We start from the raw sequence: 26600 nt of genomic DNA on the forward strand, positions 1-26600 counted from the left end.
TAAGATAAAAGATGAGAAAATTAACTTGCTTATTCGCCTTAGGTTTCTTGCTTTTTAACAATACTTTACGGGCTAATGAACCTGAAAAAGTAACCTCAACAGAAGAGGTATCTGAAACTACGGCAAAGAAAGAGAGAATAAAACAGGTAACAAAAGATGACGACTACGAAAAATTCCGTTTCGGTGGATACGGAGAAATGGTAGCAAAGTTTATGAACTACGGAACGAATCGTTTCTATGGTGGGGTCGATAACAGTGATCATCGCAATACCATTGCAATTCCTCGTTTTGTGTTGGCTTTTGACTACAAGTTTAATTCCAAGTGGATACTGGGTGCTGAAATAGAGTTTGAAGCAGGAGGTGTAGGTATTGAAACAGAACTTGAGAATTCAGAAAACGGTGAGTATGAAACAGAAATGGAAAAGGGTGGAGAAGTCGCTCTTGAGCAGTTTCATATTACCCGTCTGATACATTCGGCTTTCAATGTTCGTGCCGGTCATTTGATTGTACCTATGGGTTTGACCAATGCACACCATGAGCCTATCAACTTCTTTGGAACATCTCGTCCTGAGGGTGAAACCACAATTATTCCTTCTACCTGGCATGAGACAGGATTGGAATTCTTCGGCTCTTTTGGTAAAGGATATGCGCGCTTTGATTATCAGGCAATGATTGTTGCTGGCTTGAATGCTGATGGATTTGGTCGCGATAATTGGGTTGCCGGTGGTAAGCAGGGACTCTTTGAACAAGATAACTTTACTTCGCCTGCTTATGTAGCACGTCTGGACTATAAAGGGGTACCGGGACTGCGTGTAGGTGCTGCTTTTTACTATTGTAATGACGTGACGGCCAATGCTGATAAGAATTATAAGTATAGCAGCGTAGGTCGCTCATCAGTGAAAATCTACTCTGCCGATGCACAGTATAAAAATAAATATGTTACCGCTCGTGGTAATATCATTTATGGTGATTTAGAGAATTCTTCCAAGATCAGCAAGGTTACTCTTTCCAATAACTCTAATTATTATCATGGTGCTATGCGTAATGTAGCTAAGAATGCCTTGTGCTATGGCTTGGAGGCTGGTCTCAACCTGAGTGCTTTCTTCTCGCAGAAGAAATGTCCGGTTATTTACCCTTATGCCCGTTATGAATACTACAACCCGCAGGAAGAGGCAGAAGGTTCAGCTACAATGGAGAAACGCTGTCAGGTAAGCAAATGGACGGCAGGAGTTAACTGGTTTGCATTGCCGAATCTGGTTGTGAAGGCCGATTATACTACCCGTCATATTGGTACGAACAAGGTATTTGGATCGACTAAATATAACAATGAAAATGAATTTGCTATCGGCATAGCTTATGTCGGTTGGTTTACCAAGAGATAGTTCAAATAGGTATTTATAATTAATTTAATGTTTAAGTAATATGAAAAAGTTTTTTTATTTGTCGGCTCTTTCATTGGGCATGATGTGTTCCATTACGGCTTGTAGTGATGATGACACTACGACTATAGACGCTAAAAATCTTGACTATACGGCAGAGAATGCAAGTAGTTGGGGAAATTACATGCGAGTAGTTGCACAATTGTTGGTGAATGATGCTACTGCTCTTTATGATGACTGGGCGGTTAAATACAATGAAGGTGGAAGCTATGCAGATTTCTTTAAGAATCAAGATGCTTTGACGAGTGTTGAGCAGTTGATTGACGGCTGTGTAGACATTGCCAATGAAGTAGGTACTGCCAAAATTGGTGACCCTTACGATCTTTTCATACATAATAATGAAGAAAAGGCTTTGTATGCTGTAGAGTCATGGTATAGCTGGCATTCTCGTGAAGACTATCGTAACAATATCTATTCTATTCGTAATGCTTATTACGGAACACGTACAGGAGCTATTAGCGAGTCATCCCTCTCAAAAGCAGTAGCTGCAGTAAATGCTAATCTTGATACTGAAGTAAAAAAGGCGATTGATGATGCAGCAGCAGCAATTTGGGCTATCCCGAGTCCTTTCCGCAACAATATCAATAGTCCGGAAGCAGTAAGTGCTATGGAAGCTTGTGCCACTTTAGAGGGAGTACTCAAGGGAAGTTTGAAGAATTGTATCGAAAGTATTGATAAAACAGTGCTAGCTGAAGTCGTAAAAAATTATGTGGATGTAGTTGTATTACCTACTTACTCTGATTTGAAAGCGGGAAATCAGGCTCTTTTCGATGCTGTTGAGACATTCCGTACTTCTCCCAGCAATGCTAACTTCAAGGCTTGCGCCACAGCATGGCTTGCTGCTCGTACACCGTGGGAAACTAGTGAGGCATTCCTTTTTGGTCCGGTTGCCGACAAAGGTCTTGACCCCAATATGGATAGCTGGCCGCTTGACCAGGATGGTATCGTACAGATCCTGACGTCCGGTAACTATTCAGACTTAAACTGGGATGGTGACTATGATGAAGAAGATGATAAAATTGCCGGTGCACAAGCTTTGCGTGGTTACCACACTTTGGAATATTTGATCTTCAAAGATGGTGAAGCCCGTACCATTCAGTAAGATTTTTACTTGTTAGAAATAAGATTTTGCGGAAACAGCGGGATAATGAATATTCTGTTGTTTCCGCAACATCTGCGTTAAAAAGATAAATGTTAGTTACGTATTTTGCAATAATAATTCAATAACGAATGAATGGCTTATTAAAATACTCATTTCCAATCTGTTTTTCGCTTCTGGCATTGTTTGCTTGCGAAAATGATGGAATTGATGTGGATGATATAGAAGTACCTGCCGGCTTTGCCCTCTCTGCCGGTACTGCTACCAACTTCCTGACTTCCTCTTATGCTTATGACAGGTCGGCTGACTGGATAACAGGAGCATACGATAAACGTTTCACCCGTGGTGACAAATTGTATGATGATATCCGCACCAGTAGTAATGGAATAGGTGGAGGACTGGGACCGGTTTATGCCGGTTATTCTTGTGGTAGCTGTCACCGAAATGCCGGACGTACGCAACCTACCTTGTGGAGCGAAGGTGGTTCCGGTAGCTCCGGCTTTTCGTCTATGTTGGTTTATATTAGTCGTAAGAATGGAGCTTTCTTTCAGGATTATGGACGTGTGCTTCATGATCAGGCTATTTATGGTGTGAAGCCCGAGGGAAAACTGAAAGTGGAATATACCTATGAGACTTTCCAATTCCCTGATGGTGAGACGTATGAACTCTGCAAACCCAATTATTCTATTTATGAATGGTATGCGGACAGCGTCAAACCCGAAGACCTGTTCTGTACGGTGCGTATTCCTTTGCGCCACGTAGGTATGGGACAAATGATGGCGCTCGATCCCACTGAAATTGAAGCTTTGGCTGCTAAAAGTAATTATCCGGAATATGGTATCAGTGGCCGTTGCAACTATATCTCCGAGAGAGGAGTGAGAAGTTTAGGCTTGTCCGGTAATAAAGCACAGCATGCCGACCTGACAGTGGAACTTGGTTTCTCCAGCGATATGGGAGTTACGAACAGCCGCTATCCCGAAGAAATCTGTGAAGGACAGGCACAAGTAAATCAAGGCAGTATGATGGGACTTTCTTATGCTCAATTGGATGTATCTACGGAAGAAATGGAGAATGTAGACCTCTACATGCAGAGCCTTAGTGTTCCGGCACGTCGCAATGTGAATAATGAACAAGTAATCAAGGGTGAGCAGAATTTTTATAAGGCGAAGTGCCATCTCTGCCATGTAACCACCTTGCACACAAAACCACGTGGTTCTGTACTGTTGAACGGAACTCGCCTTCCCTGGCTGGGTAGTCAGACAATTCATCCATATTCGGACTTCTTGCTTCATGACATGGGCTCTGAAATTATGGGCGTAGGACTGAATGATAACTACGTAAGCGGTTTGGCCCGTGGCAACGAATGGCGTACGACTCCGCTTTGGGGTATCGGATTGCAGGAAACTGTGAATGGTCATACTTACTTCCTGCACGATGGACGCGCCCGCAACTATGTTGAGGCTATCATGTGGCACGGTGGTGAAGGTGAAGCATCGAAGAATCTCTTCAAAAAGATGAGTAAAGAAGATCGTGATGCTTTGGTCGCATTCCTGAAATCATTATAAAACAAATAACGAACAATAAAACCAATAAGTATTATACAAGCAATTATGAAGAAATTAATTTTAATGGTTGTAATGGCTGCCCTTTCGTTGGCTGCTATGGCACAGCATGAAGAAGATACAGAAAACGGTGTAGTGTCACTTGCCGGAAGAGAGGGATTTACGATAGAAACCAAGAAGGGAGACTTTGTATTCAAGCCCTATCTGTTGGTACAGACTTGTGCAAATTTCAATTGGTATGATGATGAAGGTCTGGATAAGGCATACAATCAGGATAATGTAGCTAATTCCGGTTTCTCAATTCCCTATGCTGTATTGGGCTTCACTGGTAAAGCTTTTGGTAAAGTAGCCTTTAATCTTTCTATCAATGCGGCTGCCAGTGGGGGAGCATTGCTTCAACAAGCATGGTTCGATGTACAACTTAAAAAACAGTTTGCCGTGCGTGTCGGTAAATTCAAAACACCTTTCTCACATGCTTATCTGACGACGTTGGGCGAAACATTGTTGCCGCAGTTGCCAGTATCATTGACTTCTGCTGTCATTCTGCCTTATTCCTTGAATGCGGTAACGCCTAACATCGGTACCGGTTTTGACCTCGGTGTTGAAGTTCACGGATTGTTAGCTGATAAATTTGGCTATGAAGTAGGTTTATTCAATGGTACCGGTTCTTCTGTAAATACAGCTACAAAAACTCTGAGTGATGATTGGCATATCCCTTCTTTACTGTATGCGGGGCGCTTTACTTATATGCCTAAAGGTGTGATGCCGTCCACTCAAGGTAATCCTAACCGTTTGAATGAAGATAAGATCATGTTCGGTGTATCGGCTTCAATCAATGTGGAAAGTGAGAATGAAAGTACCAATGATACCCGTGTGGGAGTGGAATTTGCCATGTTAAAGAACAAACTGTATCTGGGTGCCGAAGCATATTATATGAATGTGGGCTTCACGAAACGCCAGAAAATTAATGAAAGCTACAATTACTTGGGTGGTTATGTACAGGGCGGTTACTTTGTTGCTCCCCGTTTGCAGGCTGCCTTGCGTTATGACTTCTTTAACCGTAACGGTACCGGCGATGACGGATTTTTGAATATGCCGGCTGTGGGTATGAATTATTTCTTTAAGGGTTGTAACCTGAAACTCCAGGCTATGTACCAGTATATTGCCCGTACGGGGCATGATACACAACTTGACCGAGATAATGATAATTTAGGTCTGGCCACTCATTCTGCAACAGTAATGCTGCAATATACTTTCTAAAAAAGAAAGAGAGTAGTTATGAAGAAATGTATATTATTCTTTGCGGCTATCTGGATGACAGTCTGCTTCTGTTCATGTGATGATGGAAGAATCTATGAGAAGGAGATAGAGGTGCAGCGTGGCGGCCGTGTCCTAAAGTTGACAGGTCGTTTCAGTGGTATCAGCAATTGGACGGATGATTATAGTGTCGTTGTGGCAGGTTTCAATGATAAAAGTGAATACGCCGTTATAACGAAATCACTGCCAGTCAATGTAGCTGACGGAACAGATATCGTTATGACACTGGGAGGTATCAGTGATGATGTGAAATCACTCAAATTGTGTGTTATCAGTCGTTTGCGCGAATGTATTGTCGAATTTAAGACGATGGAAGATGAAGAACTCGCAGCTATTACAGATACTATATTAATGGATGTGGGAACACTGGACGTGGGTATGTTCAGTTCCATCCAGTCGCAGGTTTTCGATAAAAGATGTGTAGCGTGCCATGGGCAGACCGGTTCTGCATCGGGTAATTTATTTCTGACGGAGGGTAAGAGCTATAATGCGTTGGTCAACCAGCCGGCGCATAAGAATAGTGATATACTATTGGTGAAACCCGGCAGTGCAGAAGAGAGTTTTCTACATCTGGTCTTGAACAGGGCTGGTGATACGAGTATGAACCATACCGATATGCTGTCAGAAGATGAGCAACCCTTATTGAAACTGATAGATAATTGGATAAACGAAGGTGTTTTTTTGAATAACGAGTAAACGATATTGGAAATGAACAACAAAAAACAACCAACCAACCAATCAGAGAATACATTAACCGAGATTTTTAAATATGAAGTAAAAGAAGGCGTTTCAGAGTTTCATGTAATGATTCACTCTATTCGGCCGGAAGACACTTATGAGGAACAGTTAAATGCAGTAGCCAATGCCTACAACGATTTGCTTGCAGGTGAATTGAAAGGTGCCATGGCTGTGTTTAAACGTTATTTCCTGAGTGATACCGCCAATCAGGCTGACCTCCTGCTGGCTATCACTACCGAAAGTTCCGACTGTGCTCTTTCCGTGGTAGAGCAACCCCCTTTGGATGGGACGAAAATAGCTTTGTGGGCTTATTTACAGACCAATGTGCAGACACAAGTGCTGCACAACGGACTGTTTGAAGTAAAGCACAATGCGTACCGCCACCTGTGGGGAGGCAGTGTTTTCAATCGTGCTGCAAATTCTGAATACCAGACTCGTTTATTGCTGAATGACTACGTGATGCAACTTATGGAACAAGGATGTAAATTGGCGGATAACTGTATCCGTACCTGGTTCTTCGTACAGAATGTGGATGTGAATTATGCCGGTGTGGTAAAGGCACGTAATGAGGTTTTCGTCACTCAGAATTTGACGGAAAAAACACACTATATTGCCAGTACAGGTATCGGCGGACGTCATGCTGATCCTAAAGTATTGGTGCAAATGGATACCTATGCTGTGGCAGGTTTAAAGCCGGAACAGATACACTTCCTTTATGCTCCTACGCATCTGAATCCTACTTATGAGTATGGTGTCAGCTTTGAACGCGGAACGTATGTCGATTACGGTGACCGGCGTCAAGTGTTTATTTCAGGTACGGCAAGTATCAACAATAAAGGGGAAGTGGTATACCCCGGCGACATCCGCAGGCAGACGGAACGGATGTGGGAAAATGTAGAAGCCTTGCTGAAAGAGGCGGAGTGCACATTTGATGATTTGGGACATATGATTGTTTACCTGCGTGACATTGCAGACTATGCCGTTGTGAAGAGTATGTATGACAAGCGTTTCCCGGATACTCCTAAAGTATTTGTACATGCGCCTGTATGTCGTCCCGGATGGTTGATCGAAATGGAATGTATGGGAGTTAAGGCTTTGAAGAATAAGGAATATGCACCTTTTTAATTTGAAGAAAAGTCTCGTCTTTTTATATATCTGTCTGGTGGCTTTGCTCGCTATGGTGACCTTTGTGGAGCATGTACACGGAACAGAGTTTGTAGAAAAGTATGTTTATCATACAGTTTGGTTTTGTTGTTTGTGGGGAGTACTTGCCGCATTGGCAGTTGCCGTGTTGGTTAAGCGGCAGTTGTGGCGGCATCTCCCGACATTGTTGTTGCATGGCTCCTTCCTCGTTATCTTGGTGGGAGCCATGATTACATTTTCATGCAGCAAAAAAGGATATATGCATCTCACTGTAGGCACTGAGGTGGGAACTTTCATAGACCAAGACAGTAAGCGGGTAATCGAATTACCATTCACATTGTGTCTGGACAGTTTCCGGGTGGAGTATTATCCGGGGACGGAAGCTCCGGCAGATTATGTCAGCTATATCCGTGGTGCGGAACCTGTTTCCATGAATCGTATCCTCTCTCGTCAGGGATATCGCTTTTACCAGTCTTCTTTTGATGGTGATAAGGAGGGGAGCTGGTTGTCGGTGAATTATGACCCGTGGGGAATAGGAATTACGTATGCAGGATATATTTTGTTGGGTATTTCCATGTCGTGGATGCTTGTCAGTTATAGTGGGGAATTCCGTAGATTGCTCAGGCATCCGTTGCTTCGAAAAGGGGGAATGTTTGTGTGGTTGCTCATGGCTACGGGAATGGTGGTGCAAGCAGAAAACAGAAGCCTTCCGGCACTTGCACTCAGACAGGCGGATAGTCTGGCATCCAAACAAGTGATTTATCATGATCGCATAGTACCTTTTAATACACTTGCACGAGACTTTGTATTGAAACTGACTGGGAAATCTTCTTATGGTGGCATGACACCCGAACAGGTTGTCGGAGGTTGGTTACTCCGTCCGGAGGTTTGGCAGAATGAACCGATGATTTATATCAAGAGTGCGGAACTTCGTCATTTACTTCGATTACCTTCTTCCTATGCCCGTCTTACTGATTTGTTTGATGGGCAAAACTATCGCTTGCAGGAGTTTTGGAAGGTCGGACAAAAGCCGCATATGAAAATGACTTCGTTGGAAAAGGCTATTATGGAAACGGATGAAAAGGTAGGATTGATACTGATGCTACGGAGTGGAACGCTTATCCGTCCTTTACCGGAAGATGGGAGTATAAAACCACTGTCTGACGTAAAGGTGCGGGCTGAAATACTGTACAATCGCATTCCATTCAGCAAACTGTTGTTTATGTTCAATCTGACTGTAGGGATGCTGGCATTTTTCTATTTACTTTATTGCAGCATGCATTGTTCGGCAGGTAAGGCATGGAGCGTTTTTACAGTTGCACTTTATGTGGCATTTCTTTTTCAACTCTTTGGCTACTGTTTGCGGTGGTATATTGGTGGGCGTATTCCGCTGAGCAATGGATATGAAACCATGCAGTTTATGGCACTGTGTACACTTCTGCTTGCGTGCATATTCCGGCATCGCTTCTCTTTTACTTTACCTTTTGGGTTGATTATTTCGGGTTTTGCCTTATTAGTAGCTTATCTTGGGCAGAACAATCCTCAGATCACTCCTCTGATGCCTGTGTTGCTGTCTCCTTGGTTAAGTATCCATGTTTCTCTGATTATGGTATCTTATGCATTGTTTGCCTTTATGATGCTAAATGGATTACTGGCATTCTGCATAGGAGGCTGGCGAAAAAAGGTAATCGATTCGGAGATTCAGGAACAGCGTAAGGTCCGTGTGGAGCAATTGATGCTTTTTAGTCGGTTGATGCTCTATCCGGCAGTATTTTGTCTGGGGGCGGGGATTTTTATTGGTGCTGTGTGGGCGAATGTTTCATGGGGGCGCTATTGGGCCTGGGACCCGAAAGAAGTCTGGGCTTTGATCACCTTTTTAATCTATGGTGCGGCATTTCACGGACAATCGCTTGCTGTCTTTCGGCAACCCCGATTCTTCCATGCCTATATGGTGTTGGCTTTCCTTACGGTGCTGATGACTTACTTCGGAGTAAATTATCTGCTGGGTGGTATGCATAGCTATGCCTGACGCTTATTTCCGGATAATATAATAAAAAAGCCTGCGGAATCCGCAGGCTTTTTCTACAAAAACAACTAACTAAACACATGCAAAGTTAATCAAGCGCACCGGACTTTTCTTTCACAGTACTGTTCGCATTGCGCACATATATCATAACCTAACATTGCCCCGAGTATAAAATCTTCTCTTTCAATTCTACCGGATTAATGTCAGATATTGTCATAAGCTATGGAATAAGAGAAAATTATGCCAAGTGATTTTTTATGTCGTTCACCCAAGCGTCGATACGTTCTTCCGTCTTATCACTTTCGTTGATGTCATCAAGAGCGAGTCCGACAAACATACCGTCGATAACGGCAATAGAGGAGGAGAAAGAATAATCTTTTGCAGACACCTTACCAACGATGGTGCAACCGGAATCCTTGATATCTTCGTATATGATACCCATACCATCGCAGAATGTATCGCAATAAGATTCGGAATCACCACAACCGAACAGAGCAATTGTTTTTTCTTTCAAGTCTGATTCCTTCAACACTTTAACGCCATCATACCAGTCATCCTGCAGTTCACCGTCACCCCAGGTAGAAGTTCCTAAGAGAAGAGCTTCATATTCCTTTACCATGTCGGCATTCATTTTGCTGACATCGATTACATCGGATGCGGGGACACCAAGTTTAGAAGCAATTGTTTCGGCAATGCCTTGTGTTGTTCCGGTTGAGGAGCCATAAAAAATTCCTATTTTCTTCATACTATAAAATGGTTTAATTTGTACGGTTGCAAAGTAACGGCATCAGAGGGGTTTATGAAATACCCACAAATAATGAAATGTTTCTTTGTACCTAACCACTTATAGGTATGTCTGAAAACAAATGATAATCCATTCTGAAATATAGAAGTTTTATTTATCTTTGCTGACGGATACTAAAATAAATCGATTATGAACACTTTAGAATTGGAAGCTTATAAAGCGGAATTGGCCAGGGAAGTGTTGAACATCAATAATCAAGAGGTGCTCGATACTATAAAAGATATTATACAGAGAAGTGGAAATCTGACCAATGCTCCTTATCAGATGGGTGTCACAGAGGCCCGAAAACAGTTACAGGACTCCGAAAAGCGCTTTGATGAAGGAGAGTATGTGAGTGAAGAGGAAATGGAAGAGTTTTATAATGCACTGCAATAATGAAAATACAATACGACATTGAAGCACGACGCCAGATCGGTGAGATTTTTAAATATGGAAAAGTGAAATTTGGTACTCAGACTGCTTTGAAATATAAAGAGAAACTCAGAGAAAAAATAAATACTTTAAAACAGAATCCCTTAATCGGCAATATCGAGTGGTTACTGACTGATGAAGAGCATGAATACAGATTTCTTTTAGTGAAACCTTATAAGATAATATACTCCGTAAGGGGAGATATTATAAGAATTCATCTTTTTTGGCATATTCACCGTAATCCTGATATTTTAAAAGATTATCCGATAGGAGTCTGTGAAGAAGCATCTCCTTATGGAAATATTTAATTATTTACGGTTTTTCTTCAGATCAGGCAAAAACCAGGTAACCAATCCGAGTAACGGCATATAAGCGCAGACATTATAAACAGCTTCGATGCCGAACTTATCCGCCATATTTCCCAATACAGCCGAGGCAATACCTGCTACTCCGAAAGCAAATCCGAAGAATAGTCCGGAGATCAGTCCCAGTTTACTGGGTAATAACTCCTGCGCATATAACAGGATGGCGGGGAAAGCAGATGAAAGAACCAGGCCGACACAGAAACTCATAATAATTGTGGCAAGCAAGCCAACATGAGGCATCAGCATACTGAAAGGTGCAGCACCGAGGATGGAACCCCAGATGACATACTTTCTTCCGATACGATCTCCGATAGGACCACCCATCAGTGTACCGATGGCTGTAGCCACAAGAAACACAAAGAGGTAAAGCTGGGAGTCCTGCACACTTACTCCGAATTTATCAATCAGATAGAAAGTATAATAGCTGCTTAAGCTTGCCATATAAATATATTTGGAGAAGATAAGTATCAGCAGGATAGAAATGGAAAGAACCGTTTTCCCCATAGGCAAAGGCATCTGCATATGAGGTTGCAGGGCAATATGATCACGTTTCATCCGGGTAATGTATCCTTTGTACCATTTGCCGACAGGTATCATTACCATGATTGCTATCACTGATAAAATTGCGAATAATGCAATGTTGTGCCTGCCATAAGGTGCTACAATTAAAGCTACCAGTAACGGCCCCAATGATCCTCCCAGGTTTCCACCCACCTGAAACAGGGATTGTGCCAATCCTCTTCTGCCTCCGGAGGCGAGCGAAGTGATGCGGGATGCTTCCGGGTGAAGTACGGAAGAACCTATACCTATGATGAACACTGAGAACAATACCCAACAAAGATTCGTGGAAAAGGCCAGATTCAACAATCCGGTCATAGTGAACAACATCCCCATCGGTAGTGTCCAGGCAAACGGGCGCTTATCAAAAAATAATCCGAATACGGGTTGGAATACCGATGCGGACATCTGATAAACCAGCGTAATCAATCCGATTTGTGCAAAACTCAACGTCAAATCCTCTTTGAAAAGCGGATATGTGGCGGTTATGACGGATTGCAATAAGTCGTTCAGACAATGGGAAATACTTAATGCGATCAATATCGGATAAGCTATTGAGCTTACCGGGCGTTGTGTATTCTGTTGCATGATGGTTGCGTCTCTAATGTAAATAGGGCGCAAAGGTACAAAATAAAATGATTAATACGGATGAGTAAACCAAAAGCATGAACCTTCTCCTTCGGTTGATTCCACTCCGATTTTTCCTCCCATCTGAGATACTAAACTTTTGCAGATGGAAAGTCCGAGACCGGTGCCCTGTACAAAAGTATTAAGTTTCACAAACCGTTCGAATATGCTATCAATTTTCTCTTGGGGAATCCCGACACCTGTATCACGTACATAGAATTTTATTTTGTGGGGTGCCGTCTGTTCATATCCTAAAGCGATAGTGCCTTGTTTCGTAAACTTCAATGCATTGTTTATGAAATTGGTTATGACCTGCATGAACCGGTTCTTGTCTGTATAAATATGACAATCGGGCATATACTTCTCGAAGACCAGATCCACAGTTTCCGGCACTTTCATCTCCATCGATTTGATGATTTTCATGCAGCTTTCGTTTACATCCAGGTCGGAACGTACGAAGTCGAATGTTCCGGACTCTATCTTCGAAAGATCGAGAATATCAGAAACCAGTTGTAGAAGCAATTCATTATTTGTTTCTACTATTTTGATATATTCCTGACGTTCTTCCCTGTCGTCTGTTTCTGCCAGCAGACTGGAAAAACCAACGATAGAATTGAGCGGAGTACGTATTTCATGGCTCATATTGGCAAGGAAAGCAGATTTCAAGCGGTCCAGTTCTTCGGCTTTGTCACGGGCAATGATCAGCTTCTGTTCTGTCTCTTTCAAGGGAGTGATATCATAGTTGATACACAGCATTTCAATAACTCCATCCTGAGGACGATAATCCCTGACCATTACGTTTATACTGGTCCACGAATATTTTCCGTTACCTCTGTTGACGCGTACTTCTTTACTTAAACTAGTGGCTTTCCCTTCTTTAACCTGACCTACAAACTGTTTCAGAACAGCGCAATCTTCCGGGTGAACATGAGAATACACTCCGATAACCTGAGGCATGGGAGTGTTTTCCTTTTCACCTAAATTCCTATACCATGTATCCTGGGCATACCCGTCTCTTGTCATTACATTGAAATGAGCAAAACCCACTTTGGCATAGTCGCCTATTAAGAGGAACAGATGCTCAAACTCTTGTATTTTGGTGTATGCACTGGTGGTTTCTGTTGTATCTATATTGATAAACAGGTAATTGCTGAATTGATTCTGCGAATCGTAAAGCAGAGCCACCTTGGTTTGAAGATTGATAATATCTTTTCTTCGGCTTGTGACGTATCGGTCGATCTTCGAGAAATCATAATTGATCGAGAAGTCCACATTTTCTCTGGCACGCAATTTTTCTTTCACGTCTTCGGGGATATTGGGATTCTCGAACAGTGATACCCCCAGTGCTTCTTTCATATCCGTCAGGCCGAATATCTCAAGTTCTTTATCATTCATATCTACCAGATACCCGTCTTTGTCGTAAAGCTCGATACCTACCGGCAGATTCTTATAAATATTGCGAAGAATTTTTTCACTGTGATCCAATGCGCGGCGATCCTCTTTAGCCTGAAGTTCCGCTTTGCGTAATTGGAGGCAAATGCTGATGATGTTTCCTAAAGAAGAAAACCATTGATGGTCGATGTTACTCCAGCTGCGGTGTGTTCTGACCATATCGATGCCCATATATCCCCATACCTTATCTTTCGATAGGAGAGGGACCGCCATTACCGATTTAATATCTTGCACCTCCAGGGTATCACGGTAAATTTTTGCTTCGGGCGGCATATCATCCAATGTATTCAGAATGATTGATCTCTTTTCTGAGATTTGGCGATCCCACCAGAGAGAATCATCCCAAGGTACATTCTGTAAGAAATCCAGTTCCCGGGATATTCCTTCGGCTGTTGCTTCGTAAATGCAACTTTGTACTTTATGTTCCCGGTCTATTTCGAATATATAGGTGCGGTCTCCTTTGGTTTGTTTGAGGAGATCTGCCAATATTTTATTGATGATCTGCGTAATATCATCCGATTGCAGAAAAGCGAGCAATGAATAAGAAAGACTGTTCTGTTGATAAAGCAGGCTGTTTACCTGGAGAGAGTCCGTACTTTCACTTGTTTCTTCAGTCTGCTTGTCTATACATTGCAGATATCCTATTGTATTTTTGTACCCCTCTTCATCCGGTTGTTTGAAGCTGATTTTAGAATATACCCATATGTCCTCCCCATCTTTTGCCCGGATGGGGAACATCTGCTCATAGGTTTCTATGTTTGTGAGCGAAAAGTATTCATTTTTGAGTCGCCTCCGATGATCTTCCCGTATTCTTCCGTGGAAATCTTCGAAACTGATCCGGTCACTTTCAAGTCCGAGTAAGTCAATGATAAAGTCAGAACAAATATATTGGCGATTCTTCAGGTCCGATTCCCACCAACCCATTTTGGCCATTTGCGCAATCTGGCGATATTTATCACAGTCAAAGTCTGGCTTCTCTTTCATATATCTTTTTGCTCCTGTTTCCTATTCCTTATTAAAATCTCAGTGGGCAAATATAGAGATAACTTTTATATTTTGAAGAATTTGTTGTCAAAAGAATGTTATTGCTTGCAATATGGATACTAATGAAGGGACTTTGGGGGAACCATTGAAGGAGGAAGGATGATGAGTACAAAATAGGCCGTTTTTCGTCTTTTAGTATGGTTATGAATCTTTTCACCACAGAGGACACAGAGTTCACAGAGTTTTTAGGCTTCTAGTTCAGAGATAATTATAACCTCTGTGTCCTCTGCGTCCTCTGTGGTGAAATAATTCCTTTCTTTTCCGATATGAATTAATAAACTCCTTACTCACATAAATAATTTAGATAAGAATGAAAAGTCCGCTAAGATTCCGAATATTCATAGTATCCTTACTGTTGTGGATCGTTGCTGATTCTGCCGTTGCTCAACAGATACGTTCACTTCACGAACAATTTCTTCATCCTTCGGAAGAAGCAAAACCCTGGACGTTTTGGTATTGGATGTACGGTGCCGTATCAAAAGAAGGGATTACCGCCGATTTGGAGGCTATGAAGCAAGCCGGGTTGGGAGGCACGTATCTGATGCCGATTAAGGGAATTCATGAAGGAGCGCAATATAGCGGAAAAGCACAACAACTGACACCTGAATGGTGGGAGATGGTGCGTTTCAGTATGGAAGAAGCCGATCGTTTGGGGTTAAAGTTGGGCATGCATATCTGTGATGGTTTTGCATTGGCCGGTGGTCCCTGGATCAGTCCGGAGGAATCTATGCAGAAGGTGGTATGGAGCGATACAATCGTTGACGGTGGCAAACTCAAGGCGTTCCGTCTGCCACAGCCCGAGGCCTATGAGGGTTTTTATGAAGATATCTCTCTGTTTGCTTTGCCCGTAAAGGAAGTTCCGGATGAGATGCCGGCCCGGATAACATGTGTCAATATAGCTATGGAAGAGCAGGCTGATTCTCCCAAAGCGGTGAATATGGATGCCGCCGGTGTGATCCGTTCTTCATATCCTTGTTATATCCAGTATGAATATGAACATCCTTTTACCTGCCGTAACGTTGAGGTGATTCTGAGCGGGAACAATTATCAGGCACATCGACTGAAAGTGACGGCAAGTGACGACGGGGTGAATTTCCATTTCGTGAAACAGCTGGTACCCGCCCGTCAGGGATGGCAGAATACGGATGAGAATTCAACGCATACGATTCCTGCAACTACTGCCCGCTATTTCCGCTTCTATTGGACTCCTGAAGGGAGTGAGCCGGGAAGTGAGGATATGGATGCAGCCAAGTGGAAACCTAATTTGAAGATAAAGCAGCTGCGACTGCACCGGGAAGCCCGGTTGAATCAGTGGGAGGGGAAAGCCGGACTGGTATGGCGTGTTGCCCCGGCTACAAAGGAAGAGGAAGTAGGGAAGAAAGATTGTTATTCCCTTTCACAGATCATCAATCTGACCGGTCAATGTAGAGCGGGCATATTGACAACTACTCTTCCCAAGGGAAAATGGAAATTATTGCGTATGGGGCATACAGCCACCGGACATACCAATGCCACTGCCGGAGGGGGAAAGGGGTTGGAATGTGATAAGTTCAGTGCGAAAGCAGTGCGTAAACAGTTCGACAACTGGTTTGCACAGGCATTTCTAAAGACGGATCCCAACGTTGCGCGTCGTGTATTGAAGTACATGCATGTGGATAGCTGGGAATGTGGCAGCCAGAATTGGAGTGATACGTTTGCCGCTGAATTCCGGAAACGTCGCGGATACGACCTGATGCCTTATTTACCGTTACTGGCGGGTATTCCGATGGAAAGTGCAGAACGGAGTGAAGAGATTCTGAGGGATGTTCGTATTACTATATCCGAGCTTGTTGTTGATGTCTTTTATAAGGTATTGGCAGATTGTGCCAAAGAATATGATTGTCAGTTCTCGGCAGAATGTGTAGCCCCCACGATGGTGAGCGACGGGTTGTTGCATTACCAAATGGTGGACCTTCCCATGGGAGAATTCTGGCTGAACAGTCCGACCCATGACAAACTGAATGATATGCTGGATGCTGTCAGTGGGGCGCATATTTATGGAAAGAACATTATCCAGGCAGAAGGATTTACGGAGGTGCGCGGCACATGGGATGAGCATCCCGGAATGCTGAAGGCGTTGCTCGACCGGAATTACGCACTGGGGATTAACCGTCTTTTTTATCATGTGTATGTCCACAATCCATGGCTGGATCGCAAGCCCGGCATGACATTGGATGGCATCGGCCTTTTCTTTCAGAGGGATCAGACCTGGTGGAATAAAGGGGCAAAGGCACTTTCCGTTTATGCCACTCGTTGCCAGGCATTGTTGCAGTATGGGCATCCAGTAGTGGATATTGCCGTTTTCACAGGCGAAGAGATTCCGAGGCGCGCGGTGCTGCCGGACCGGTTGGTTCCTTCTCTTCCGGGTATTTTCGGGGCGGAGCGTGTGGAAAGTGAGCGTATTCGCCGGACGAATGAGGGACAGCCTTTGCGTGTGCGTCCTGTGGGCGTTACGCATTCTGCCAATATGGTTGATCCGGAGAAATGGGTGAACCCGCTTCGTGGTTATGCCTATGATAGTTTCAACAAGGATGCATTGCTCCGGTTGGCGAAAGTGGAAGATGGCAGGATGACATTGCCGGGCGGAGCCGGTTATAAAGTGTTGGTCGTGCCACTTCCCCGACCGATGAATCCGGAGCAGGCGGAGTTGTCTCCTGAAGTAGAGCGGAAGATCAATGAATTGAAGAAAGCGGGTATATTGATTCCTGATCTTCCTTATACCGGAGATGACTTCTCGGCATACGGATTGGAACGTGATCTGATTGTGCCGGAAGATGTTGCCTGGACACATCGCCGGGGAGAACAAGGGGATATTTATTTTATTGCTAACCAACGGGAAGAGACACGTACTTTCACCGCAAGTATGCGTATCTGCGGAAAGAAGCCCGAATGTTGGAATCCGTTGACGGGAGAGATTGACTTCCGGCCTCCGTATGAGCGGAAGAATAATCGAACGGAAGTTACACTGACGTTGGCGCCGAATGAATCCGTATTTATCGTATATCCGGCAGAAAAGAACTGTTCCGGTGACGGGAATAGTTCACAGAAGCGGCAGAAGGAGGGGAGCCGTCCTGCGAAAGAGTTTTCGGAGGTTGCGGTGGAATTGGGAGAGTATACAGTGAACTTCATAGCTAATGGCAGGACCGTAAATCGGAAAGAGCTTTTCGATTGGAGCCGGGAGGGGGATGAGAAGATCCGGTACTATTCGGGAACAGCCGTCTACAGGACTGCATTCCATTGGAAAGGCAAACCGGAAACAGCGGTTTATCTGAATTTGGGAAAGGTCTGCGATCTGGCAACTGTCCGCGTGAATGGCGTGGACTGCGGAACAATCTGGACTGCTCCTTACCGGACTAATATTACGGCAGCTTTAAAAGAAGGTACAAATGAACTTGAAATAGAGGTGACCAATACCTGGGCGAATGCTCTCAAAGGAGCTGATGAAGGAAAAGCACCGTTCAGCGGAATCTGGACGAACGCCAAATATAGGAGGCAGGAAAAAACACTGCTCCCGGCAGGACTGCTGGGACCGGTTTCATTCCTTTCTGGCGGGTTTTGAATCAAATGGGTACGCGGACAACGCGGATAAGGCGGACGAACGCGGACTTTAATTTCTTAATAGTATAGCGCAGCTTTTTAAATCCGCGTTCGTCCGCCTTATCCGCGTTGTCTGCGTATCCATTGATTCATGTCTGCACCAGTTATGATTCTATTTTAGATACGGATGCTATCAAAACTAACGCCCTCCCTTGGTAAGACTTTCCTTTCTTACTATGAATACTTAAAATGAAAGCTTCGTTTCTAAAAACGAAAGCTTCATTTATAGAAACGGAGATTATATTTATAGAAACGGAGCCTTCATTCTAAGTCTTTGTTGCAAGGACGATGATTTTAGAAGCTATAGACGATAACTTTGCATTGCGGATAAGTTATGAATCTATTTTAGACACGGATTACACTGTTGCAGTATATAAAAACAACAGTGTAATCCGTGTCTAAAATCTCAATTATCCTTTGCCTCCTTTCTGCACTGTTATGAATGAAATGATTATTTATCAGCTCGTCCTGACGAATTACAAATCCGATTGAATCGGAAATTGCTGAAAGTGCACGGAATGGCTTCGAATAAATTCATGGTTGTTGCTTGGATTTCAACATTTTCCCTTTACCTTTGTTGTTATGAAAACAAAACAAGAGAAAGGAGACGGACTTATGGCAAATACTTATATTCGTTTCGATTGGGCAATGAAGCGCCTTTTGCGCAACAAGGCCAATTTCGGAGTGCTCGAAGGCCTCCTGACCACCCTGCTTAAGGAGACTATCACGATTCAGAAACTGCTGGAAAGCGAAGGCAATCAGGAAGATGAATTTGATAAGTATAACCGTGTGGACATACTCGCCGAGGACTCCAAAGGCGAACTCATCCTGATTGAAGTGCAGAATAACAACGAATACGCTTACTTCCAGCGCATGCTGTTCGGCACCTCAAAACTGGTAACCGAATACATCAACCGTGGTGAAGGCTACGACAAGGTGCGTAAAGTGTACAGTGTCAATATCGTATACTTCGCCTTGGGTAGTGGGAAGGATACCGTGTATCATGGAAAAACAGAGTTCCGGGGAATACACGACGGCGACATCCTTGAGCTGACTCCTTTCCAGAAACAAACCTTTAAAGTGGACAGTGTGAGCCAGCTATATCCCGAGTTTTATATCCTGAAAGTGAATGACTTTAACCAAGTAGCCAAAAGCCCGCTCGAAGAGTGGATTTACTACCTGAACACAGGTGACATTCCTGATACCGCCACCGCTCCGGGTTTGCATGAAGCCCGCGAGCGATTGAAACTGGACCGGATGACCAAAACGGAGCTGGATGCTTATTATCGCCATCTGGATAATGTTGTCATCCTGCGGAGCAATATCTATACGGAACGCGAGGAAGGGCGCTGGGAAGGCCGTGAAGAAGAGCGTATGGCCAATGCCCGTAAAATGAAAATGAAAGGGCTGGATAATCAGCTGATTTCTGACATTACCGGTCTGACGATTGACGAGATAGATAAGCTGTAGAAATAAAGAAAATACCTCCATAACAAGAATCCCGCAAACTGATAATAATCATCGTTTGCGGGATTCATTCGTATAAATCAGTTACGAGCTACAGGCTACAAGCTACAAGTGCCTTTCGGTATATAGCGCAGCTACTTGTAGCTTGTAGCCTGTAGCTCGTAACTTAATTTAGCGCAAAGCGCTAAATTATCATGAGTACAAACTTCCCTCTCTTCCGTCTTCTCTTTATGGAATCCGGTTCTTCTCTTTTGGGGATGCTCATCCCTGAACTCTGTGAGAGCCCTAAATATACAACGATGAAAAACTTAATAGCTACAGCAGGCACCGCACTTGCTACTTTTCTATTTGCAGTTTGCCTGTCAACTCATGCAGAAGTGCACCTGCCTGCCATCTTCTCGGATGGCATGGTGATGCAGCAACAGACCCATGCCAATCTCTGGGGGACGGCAACTCCCAATAAGAAAGTAACCGTCCGCACCAGCTGGGATGGAAAACTGTATGCAGTAACAGCCGACGCACAAGGTACGTGGAAACTAGCCGTTTCCACTCCCGAAGCAGGCGGACCTTACACTGTTACTTTTGATGATGGAACTCCGAAAGTCCTGAGCAATATTCTGATAGGGGAATTATGGCTTTGCTCCGGTCAAAGCAATATGGAGATGCCTATGAAAGGCTTTAAAAACCAGCCTGTAGAGAACGCTAATATGGATATTCTTCGTAGCAGGAACCCTGAGATAAGACTGTTCACAGTGAAACGTACCTCCACGCTCACTCCGCAAAATGATGTGACAGGCTCCTGGAAAGAGGCAAGTCCGGCGGCAGTGCGCGATTTCAGTGCGACAGCCTATTACTTCGGGCGGTTGGTAAATGAAATATTAGATGTTCCGGTGGGCTTGATAGTGGCAGCCTGGGGCGGTTCGGCTTGCGAAGCTTGGATGACTGCCGACTGGTTGAAGGCTTTTCCGGATGCAAAGATACCCCGGTCGGAGGCAGATATCAAATCAAAGAACCGTACTCCAACCGTACTGTACAATGGCATGCTGCACCCATTGATCGGACTGACCATGAAAGGAGTCATCTGGTATCAGGGTGAGGATAACTGGAATCGTGCCCATACCTATGCGGATATGTTTACGACACTCATTAACGGATGGCGTGCCGAATGGAAACAAGGTGATTTCCCTTTTTATTACTGCCAGATAGCTCCATACGATTATGGAATTATCACGGAACGCGGAAAGGAAGTAATCAATACAGCCTATCTCCGCGAAGCGCAGGCGCAAGTAGAGCACCGTGTACCCAATACCGGTATGGCCGTACTGCTGGATGCAGGGATGGAAAAAGGCATTCATCCCGCCCGCAAGCAAGTTGCCGGTGAGCGATTGGCACTTCTTGCCCTGACGAAGACTTACGGGATAGAAGGAGTAAACGGTGAAAGCCCTTATTATAAAAGCATTGAAATAAAGAATGACACGGTTATTGTGAGTTTCGAACGTGCCGGCATGTGGATTAGTGGCAAGAACTGTTTTGAATCGAAGAATTTCCAGGTAGCGGGCGAAGACAAAGTATTCTATCCGGCCAAGGCATGGATAGAACGCAGCAAGATACTTGTAAAAAGTGAGAGGGTACCACATCCTGTGGCCGTACGATATGGTTTTGTGAATTATGTGGAAGGAGATGTCTATTGTGACGGTTTGCCGCTGGGTTCTTTCCGTTCGGATGACTGGTGATGCGTGTGAAATATGAAAAGAATTTATCTGATTATAATCCTGATTCTTGTTGGCGTGTCGGCTCTTTGGAGCCAACATGCCAATGTTGTTTGGAATACCCCCAGTCGTAATTCTTCCGAATCAATGCCGTGTGGAGGTGGAGATATCGGTATGAATGTGTGGGTGGAAGAGGGTGATGTGCTGTTTTATCTGAGTCGTAGCGGTACTTTTGATGAGAATAACTGCCTGCTGAAACAGGGGCGTTTCCGTATCCGCCTGTCTCCCAATCCTTTTAAAGATACCAAAGACTTCCGGCAGGAATTAATGCTTAATGACGGATTCGTGGAGATTTCGGCAGAAGGTACACGCATTCAAATTTGGGCGGATGTGTTCCATCCCGTAGTTCATGTAGAGATTGTCAACGCCCGTCCCTTGCAGGCGGAAATCTTTTATGAGAATTGGAGATACCGGGACCGGCCGATCCGGAAAGGAGAGGGGCAACAATGTTCCTACAAATGGGCTCCTCCCCAGGGAGCGGTGACAAGTGCCGACGTCATCCGTCCCCTCCCAAACTCTCCATTCTCCACTCTCCGCTCTCCACTTATTACGTTTTATCACCGTAATCCGGAAGAGACCGTTTTTGATGTAGCGGTATCTCAGCAAGGCATGGATACAGTCAAATCCCGGTTGATGAATCCTTTAAAGAACCTGACGTTCGGAGGATGCCTGTCAGGTGAGAATCTGGAATATGCCGGAATCTCAGATGCGGTATATGCCGGAACTGATTATCGGGCATGGAAGTTTCGTTCATCGAAAGCATCCCGGAAACAACACTTTTTCGTTGTACTGCATACAGATCAGACGGAGACAGAAGAACAGTGGGCGCAGGACTTACAAGTCAGTCTGAGGAGAATAATGCCACACGGAAAAGTTTCTATGAAAGCACTTTCGCAAGATAAGAAACAAACCCGCCAATGGTGGAACGCTTTCTGGCAACGTAGTTTCATTGTGGCAGAAGGAGAGGCCGGGGAGATAACCCGGAATTACACTCTTTTCCGCTATATGCTGGGCTGCAATGCTTATGGCAATGCTCCTACCAAGTTCAATGGTGGCTTGTTCACCTTTGATCCTTTACATATAGATCCGAAGCAGGCGTTTACTCCTGATTATCGGAAATGGGGAGGCGGCACAATGACCGCGCAGAATCAACGTCTGGTATATTGGCCGATGTTGAAAAGCGGTGACTCTGACATGATGCCTGCCCAGTTCGATTTCTATAACCGGATGCTGAAGAATGCCGAATTGCGCAGCCGTGTGTATTGGCAGCACGGGGGAGCCTGCTTCTGCGAACAGATTGAGAATTTCGGTTTGCCCAATCCTGCCGAATATGGTTTTAAACGTCCGGAAGGGTTCGATAAAGGACTGGAATACAACGCGTGGCTGGAATACGAATGGGATACCGTACTCGAATTCTGCCAGATGATACTTGAGACGAATAATTATGCCGATACGGATATCGCTTCCTATTTGCCTCTGATTGAAAGTTCATTGACTTTCTTTGATGAGCATTATCGTATGCTTGCTTCCCGCCGTGGACGGAAGGAGTTGGATGGAGAAGGACACCTGATTCTCTTTCCGGGTTCTGCCTGTGAAACCTATAAAATGACTAATAACGCCAGCAGCACTATTGCCGCATTGCGGACCGTGCTGGAAACTTACGGACGGAAGAACGAAATGCTGGAAGTAATCCCACCAATACCATTGCGTTATATCGAAGTGCAGGATTCTGCGAATTCCATAACTATGCCGGTGCTGAAACAAACGATTGCCCCTGCTAAGAGTTGGGAGCGTATTAATAATGTGGAGACTCCACAACTCTATCCCGTATTTCCGTGGCGTGTTTACGGCATTGGCAAAGAGAAATTGGAGGTTGCCCGCGATACCTATTTCTATGATCCCGATGCGGTTAAATTCCGTTCGCACATCGGATGGAAACAAGATAATATCTGGGCTGCATGTTTGGGATTGCCTGAAGAATCCCGACGGCTTAATCTGGCTAAATTATCCAACGGCCCGCATCGCTTTCCGGCTTTCTGGGGCCCCGGCTATGACTGGACGCCTGATCACAACTGGGGAGGAAGCGGCATGATAGGACTTCAGGAGATGCTGTTGCAGACAAACGGAGAACTGATACTCCTGTTTCCGGCTTGGCCTCTAGAATGGAATGTACACTTCAAACTTCATGCACCCGGCAATACAACGGTAGAGGCTACTTTGAAAGAGGGGAAAGTGACAGATTTAAAAGTGTTGCCGGAAAGTAGGAAGAAGGATGTGGTGATAATGATAGGTGGCTAAATGATGATTTAGCGGCGAGGGGAATCAGGATACTCCTACAATAAATATCGAGAAAAAAGTCCGCGTTCGTCCGCCTTATCCGCGTCGTCCGCGTACCCAGTGATTGTGCCGAAAGGATACTTGTCACTCGTAGCAGGTAGCTCGTAACTAAATAAAACTAAGAATATATGAATAAGAACTTGTTTTTAACCTTGTCAGCCTTTTTGTTTTTATTCCCATTATCAGGGAAAGCGACAGGAACTTACCGTCCCGAGACCTCAGTTGCCGGTTTCATTCAGCTTCCCGGAAGCGGACGACAGGTATATGATTTCAATCCGGGCTGGCGCTTCTTCAAAGGCGACATATCTGGAGCGGAAACAGTGAACTTCGATGATCGTTCATGGGAAGTTGTCTCCACCCCTCACACTGTGGAATTAATGCCTGCTGAGGCCAGTGGATGCCGGAACTATCAGGGACCTGTCTGGTATCGCAAGCATTTCGTCGTTCCGGCAGAGACTAAAGGACAACGGGTATCCATTCATTTTGAAGGAGCGATGGGGAAACAGATTCTTTATCTGAACGGAAAGCGTATTCAGGAGCATATAGGCGGTTATCTGCCTTTCACACTGGACTTGACAACCCATGGAGTGCAAGCCGGAGACTCCTGCCTGCTTGCTGTTTTTGCAGATAACAGCGATGATAAATCCTATCCTCCGGGCAAACGTCAGTATACCTTAGATTTCACCTATCATGGAGGCATCTATCGGGATGTATGGATGATTGCCAAATCTCCTATATCCATTACTGATGCCATCGAATCGAAGACTGCTGCCGGAGGTGGTGTGTTTGTTCACTTCGATCAGATCAGTGAAAAGAGTGCGCAAGTCTGTGTCAATACGGAAGTACAGAATGAAAATACCCATTCTGAATCTGTGATTGTAGAGACGACACTGACAGATGCTGACGGCAAAATAATCAGGCGCATATCCGGTAAACTCTCCTTGCAATCGGGAGAGAAGAAAATAATCCGTCAGCAAATGGAAGTGAAGAATCCGAAGCTATGGTCGCCGGATACGCCTTATTTATATAGAGTACAGTCTCGCCTTAAAAAAGGCAATCAGTCCGTAGATGGCGGAGTCACCCGTGTCGGAATTCGTCTGGCGGAATTCCGTGGTAAAGATGGCTTTTGGCTGAATGGCAAACCTTTCGGCCAGTTGGTGGGAGCCAACCGTCATCAAGATTTCGCTTATGTGGGCAATGCCTTACCAAACTCTCAGCAATGGCGTGATGCCAAGCGCTTACGTGATGCAGGATGCACTATTATCCGTACAGCCCATTATCCGCAGGACCCGTCTTTCATGGATGCATGTGACGAACTTGGCCTGTTTGTAATTGTCGCTACACCGGGGTGGCAATATTGGAACAAAGATCCGCAATTTGGAGAGCTTGTCCATCGGAATACACGTGAAATGATCCGTCGTGACCGCAATCATCCTTCTGTTTTGATGTGGGAACCTATCTTGAATGAAACCCGTTACCCGCTTGATTTTGCTTTGAAGGCTCTTGATATTACCAAAGAAGAATATCCGTATCCGGGGCGTCCGGTAGCGGCGGCTGATGTGCATTCGGCAGGAGTAAAAGAGCATTATGATGTGGTCTATGGTTGGCCCGGTGATGATGAAAAGGAAGACAGGCCGGAGCAATGTATCTTTACCCGTGAGTTCGGGGAGAATGTGGATGACTGGTATGCCCACAATAATGATAACCGTGCAAGCCGCAGCTGGGGAGAACATCCGTTGCTGGTGCAGGCACTTTCTCTGGCTAAGAGTTATGATGAGATGTATCGCACTACGGGCCTGTTTATCGGTGGTGCCCAGTGGCATCCGTTCGATCACCAACGGGGGTATCACCCTGATCCATATTGGGGAGGTATTTATGATGCTTTTCGTCAGAAAAAATATGCATACGAGATGTTCCGCAGTCAGTCTTCAGCCAGTATGCGGCATCCTTTGGCTGAGTGTGGACCCATGGTTTTCATTGCTCATGAAATGTCGCAGTTCTCTGATAAAGATGTAGTTGTTTTCAGTAATTGCGATTCGGTCAGGCTTTCTGTCTATGATGGAACAAAGACATGGACGAAGCCGGTGGTTCATGCCAAAGGCCATCTGCCGAATGCCCCTGTCGTTTTTGAAAATGTATGGGATTTCTGGGAAGCCCGCAGTTATAGTTATACTCAGAAGAATTGGCAAAAAGTGAATATGATTGTAGAAGGCATTATAAATGGGAAAGTGGTGTGCACTCAGAAGAAGATGCCTTCACGACGTTCCACTAAATTGAGGCTATATGCGGATACAGGGAATGTGAACCTGGTGGCGGATGGTTCTGATTTCATTGTAGTGGTTGCTGAGGTGACTGATGACAATGGAAATGTGAGACGCCTGGCTAAAGAGAATATCGTTTTTACCGTAGAAGGGGAAGGAGATATTATTGGCGATGCGGCTATCGGTGCGAATCCCCGTGCAGTGGAGTTCGGTTCTGCCCCTGTACTGATTCGTTCTACCAGAAAAGCCGGAAAGATCAAAGTGAAAGCCCGTGTGCAATTTGAGGGTACACAAGCTCCGACAGCTGCGGAGCTGGAGTTCGAAAGTGTTCCTGCGGAATATCCTTTTTGTTATGAGGAGCGGGAAATAGCTTCTGCGGCTGTGAAAACAAGGTTACAAAAAGATACAACTGACAAGAAAATACAGTTGACAGAAGAAGAACGCCAAAAGGTGTTGGATGAGGTAGAACGTCAGCAGACGGAGTTCGGAACAAAAGAATAATCTAAAATAAGGGAGTGATAATTTTAGTCACTGTTAGAAAAAG

The 26600-nt window shown here is 44.6% G+C and carries 17 protein-coding genes and 1 pseudogene; 14 read left to right on the forward strand and 4 right to left on the reverse strand.

From position 1 onward, the window contains the following. Positions 1 to 11 precede the first annotated feature (11 nt). The 7 genes from K6V21_RS15940 to ccsA all read left to right on the forward strand — a co-directional run bounded on the left by K6V21_RS15940 (position 12) and on the right by ccsA (position 9327). Positions 12 to 1382, forward strand: a complete 1371-nt coding sequence (locus K6V21_RS15940; protein ID WP_022210573.1) for a hypothetical protein — start codon at positions 12 to 14, stop codon at positions 1380 to 1382. A 40-nt stretch (positions 1383 to 1422) separates the two neighbouring features. After that, positions 1423 to 2541, forward strand: coding sequence for an imelysin family protein (locus tag K6V21_RS15945; protein ID WP_007212212.1), 1119 nt, complete (start codon positions 1423 to 1425; stop codon positions 2539 to 2541). A 128-nt stretch (positions 2542 to 2669) separates the two neighbouring features. Further along, complete coding sequence (locus K6V21_RS15950) at positions 2670 to 4103, forward strand: di-heme oxidoredictase family protein (RefSeq protein WP_224319229.1); 1434 nt, start codon at positions 2670 to 2672, stop codon at positions 4101 to 4103. A gap of 45 nt (positions 4104 to 4148) precedes the next feature. Next, positions 4149 to 5360: a porin gene (locus tag K6V21_RS15955; protein WP_224319230.1), complete on the forward strand. Its 1212-nt coding sequence runs from the start codon at positions 4149 to 4151 to the stop codon at positions 5358 to 5360. Positions 5361 to 5378: 18 nt separating this feature from the next. Next, positions 5379 to 6113: a hypothetical protein gene (locus tag K6V21_RS15960; RefSeq protein WP_224319231.1), complete on the forward strand. Its 735-nt coding sequence runs from the start codon at positions 5379 to 5381 to the stop codon at positions 6111 to 6113. 12 nt (positions 6114 to 6125) lie between these two features. Beyond that, entirely contained in the window at positions 6126 to 7280 is a 1155-nt protein-coding gene (locus tag K6V21_RS15965) for a Rid family hydrolase (RefSeq protein ID WP_217713335.1), read from the forward strand. Next, positions 7267 to 9327: a cytochrome c biogenesis protein CcsA gene (gene ccsA, locus K6V21_RS15970; RefSeq protein ID WP_224319232.1), complete on the forward strand. Its 2061-nt coding sequence runs from the start codon at positions 7267 to 7269 to the stop codon at positions 9325 to 9327. Before K6V21_RS15965 ends, ccsA begins: the two co-directional genes overlap by 14 nt. A gap of 89 nt (positions 9328 to 9416) precedes the next feature. Here the strand turns inward: ccsA and K6V21_RS15975 are convergent. Together K6V21_RS15975 and fldA are read right to left on the reverse strand one after the other, a co-directional pair. Then, positions 9417 to 9503: pseudogene (locus K6V21_RS15975) on the reverse strand (DUF2023 family protein); the annotation flags it as partial. A 59-nt stretch (positions 9504 to 9562) separates the two neighbouring features. After that, complete coding sequence (gene fldA, locus K6V21_RS15980; protein WP_007216208.1) at positions 9563 to 10069, reverse strand: flavodoxin FldA; 507 nt, start codon at positions 10067 to 10069, stop codon at positions 9563 to 9565. Between the two features lie 189 nt (positions 10070 to 10258). Here fldA and K6V21_RS15985 point away from each other — a divergent pair, with 189 nt between their 5' ends. Then, positions 10259 to 10504: a hypothetical protein gene (locus K6V21_RS15985; RefSeq protein WP_217713337.1), complete on the forward strand. Its 246-nt coding sequence runs from the start codon at positions 10259 to 10261 to the stop codon at positions 10502 to 10504. Then, positions 10504 to 10848, forward strand: a complete 345-nt coding sequence (locus tag K6V21_RS15990) for a type II toxin-antitoxin system RelE/ParE family toxin (RefSeq protein ID WP_217713339.1) — start codon at positions 10504 to 10506, stop codon at positions 10846 to 10848. The genes K6V21_RS15985 and K6V21_RS15990 overlap by 1 nt, the downstream gene beginning before the upstream one ends. Here the strand turns inward: K6V21_RS15990 and K6V21_RS15995 are convergent, their stop codons facing one another. Then, on the reverse strand, positions 10849 to 12051 hold the full coding sequence (locus tag K6V21_RS15995) for an MFS transporter (RefSeq protein WP_224319233.1): 1203 nt from the start codon (positions 12049 to 12051) through the stop codon (positions 10849 to 10851). 51 nt (positions 12052 to 12102) lie between these two features. Next, positions 12103 to 14526: an ATP-binding protein gene (locus tag K6V21_RS16000; RefSeq protein WP_224319234.1), complete on the reverse strand. Its 2424-nt coding sequence runs from the start codon at positions 14524 to 14526 to the stop codon at positions 12103 to 12105. 370 nt (positions 14527 to 14896) lie between these two features. Between K6V21_RS16000 and K6V21_RS16005 the strand changes: the two genes are divergently transcribed. The 5 genes from K6V21_RS16005 to K6V21_RS16025 all read left to right on the forward strand — a co-directional run bounded on the left by K6V21_RS16005 (position 14897) and on the right by K6V21_RS16025 (position 26557). Beyond that, the gene (locus K6V21_RS16005; RefSeq protein WP_224319235.1) at positions 14897 to 18184 is read left to right on the forward strand and encodes a glycosyl hydrolase; all 3288 of its coding nucleotides are present in this window, start codon (positions 14897 to 14899) and stop codon (positions 18182 to 18184) included. A gap of 620 nt (positions 18185 to 18804) precedes the next feature. Next, complete coding sequence (locus tag K6V21_RS16010; protein WP_224319236.1) at positions 18805 to 19692, forward strand: Rpn family recombination-promoting nuclease/putative transposase; 888 nt, start codon at positions 18805 to 18807, stop codon at positions 19690 to 19692. 296 nt (positions 19693 to 19988) lie between these two features. Next, positions 19989 to 21422: a sialate O-acetylesterase gene (locus K6V21_RS16015; RefSeq protein ID WP_224322058.1), complete on the forward strand. Its 1434-nt coding sequence runs from the start codon at positions 19989 to 19991 to the stop codon at positions 21420 to 21422. A 12-nt stretch (positions 21423 to 21434) separates the two neighbouring features. After that, entirely contained in the window at positions 21435 to 23756 is a 2322-nt protein-coding gene (locus K6V21_RS16020) for a DUF5703 domain-containing protein (protein ID WP_224319237.1), read from the forward strand. 167 nt (positions 23757 to 23923) lie between these two features. Beyond that, positions 23924 to 26557 carry a glycoside hydrolase family 2 protein gene (locus K6V21_RS16025; RefSeq protein WP_217713348.1) on the forward strand — a complete coding sequence of 878 codons (2634 nt, stop codon included), beginning with the start codon at positions 23924 to 23926 and terminating at the stop codon, positions 26555 to 26557. The last annotated feature ends 43 nt before the right edge of the window (positions 26558 to 26600 follow it).

Origin of the sequence: Bacteroides cellulosilyticus, assembly GCF_020091405.1 — a bacterium.
GTDB lineage: Bacteria > Bacteroidota > Bacteroidia > Bacteroidales > Bacteroidaceae > Bacteroides.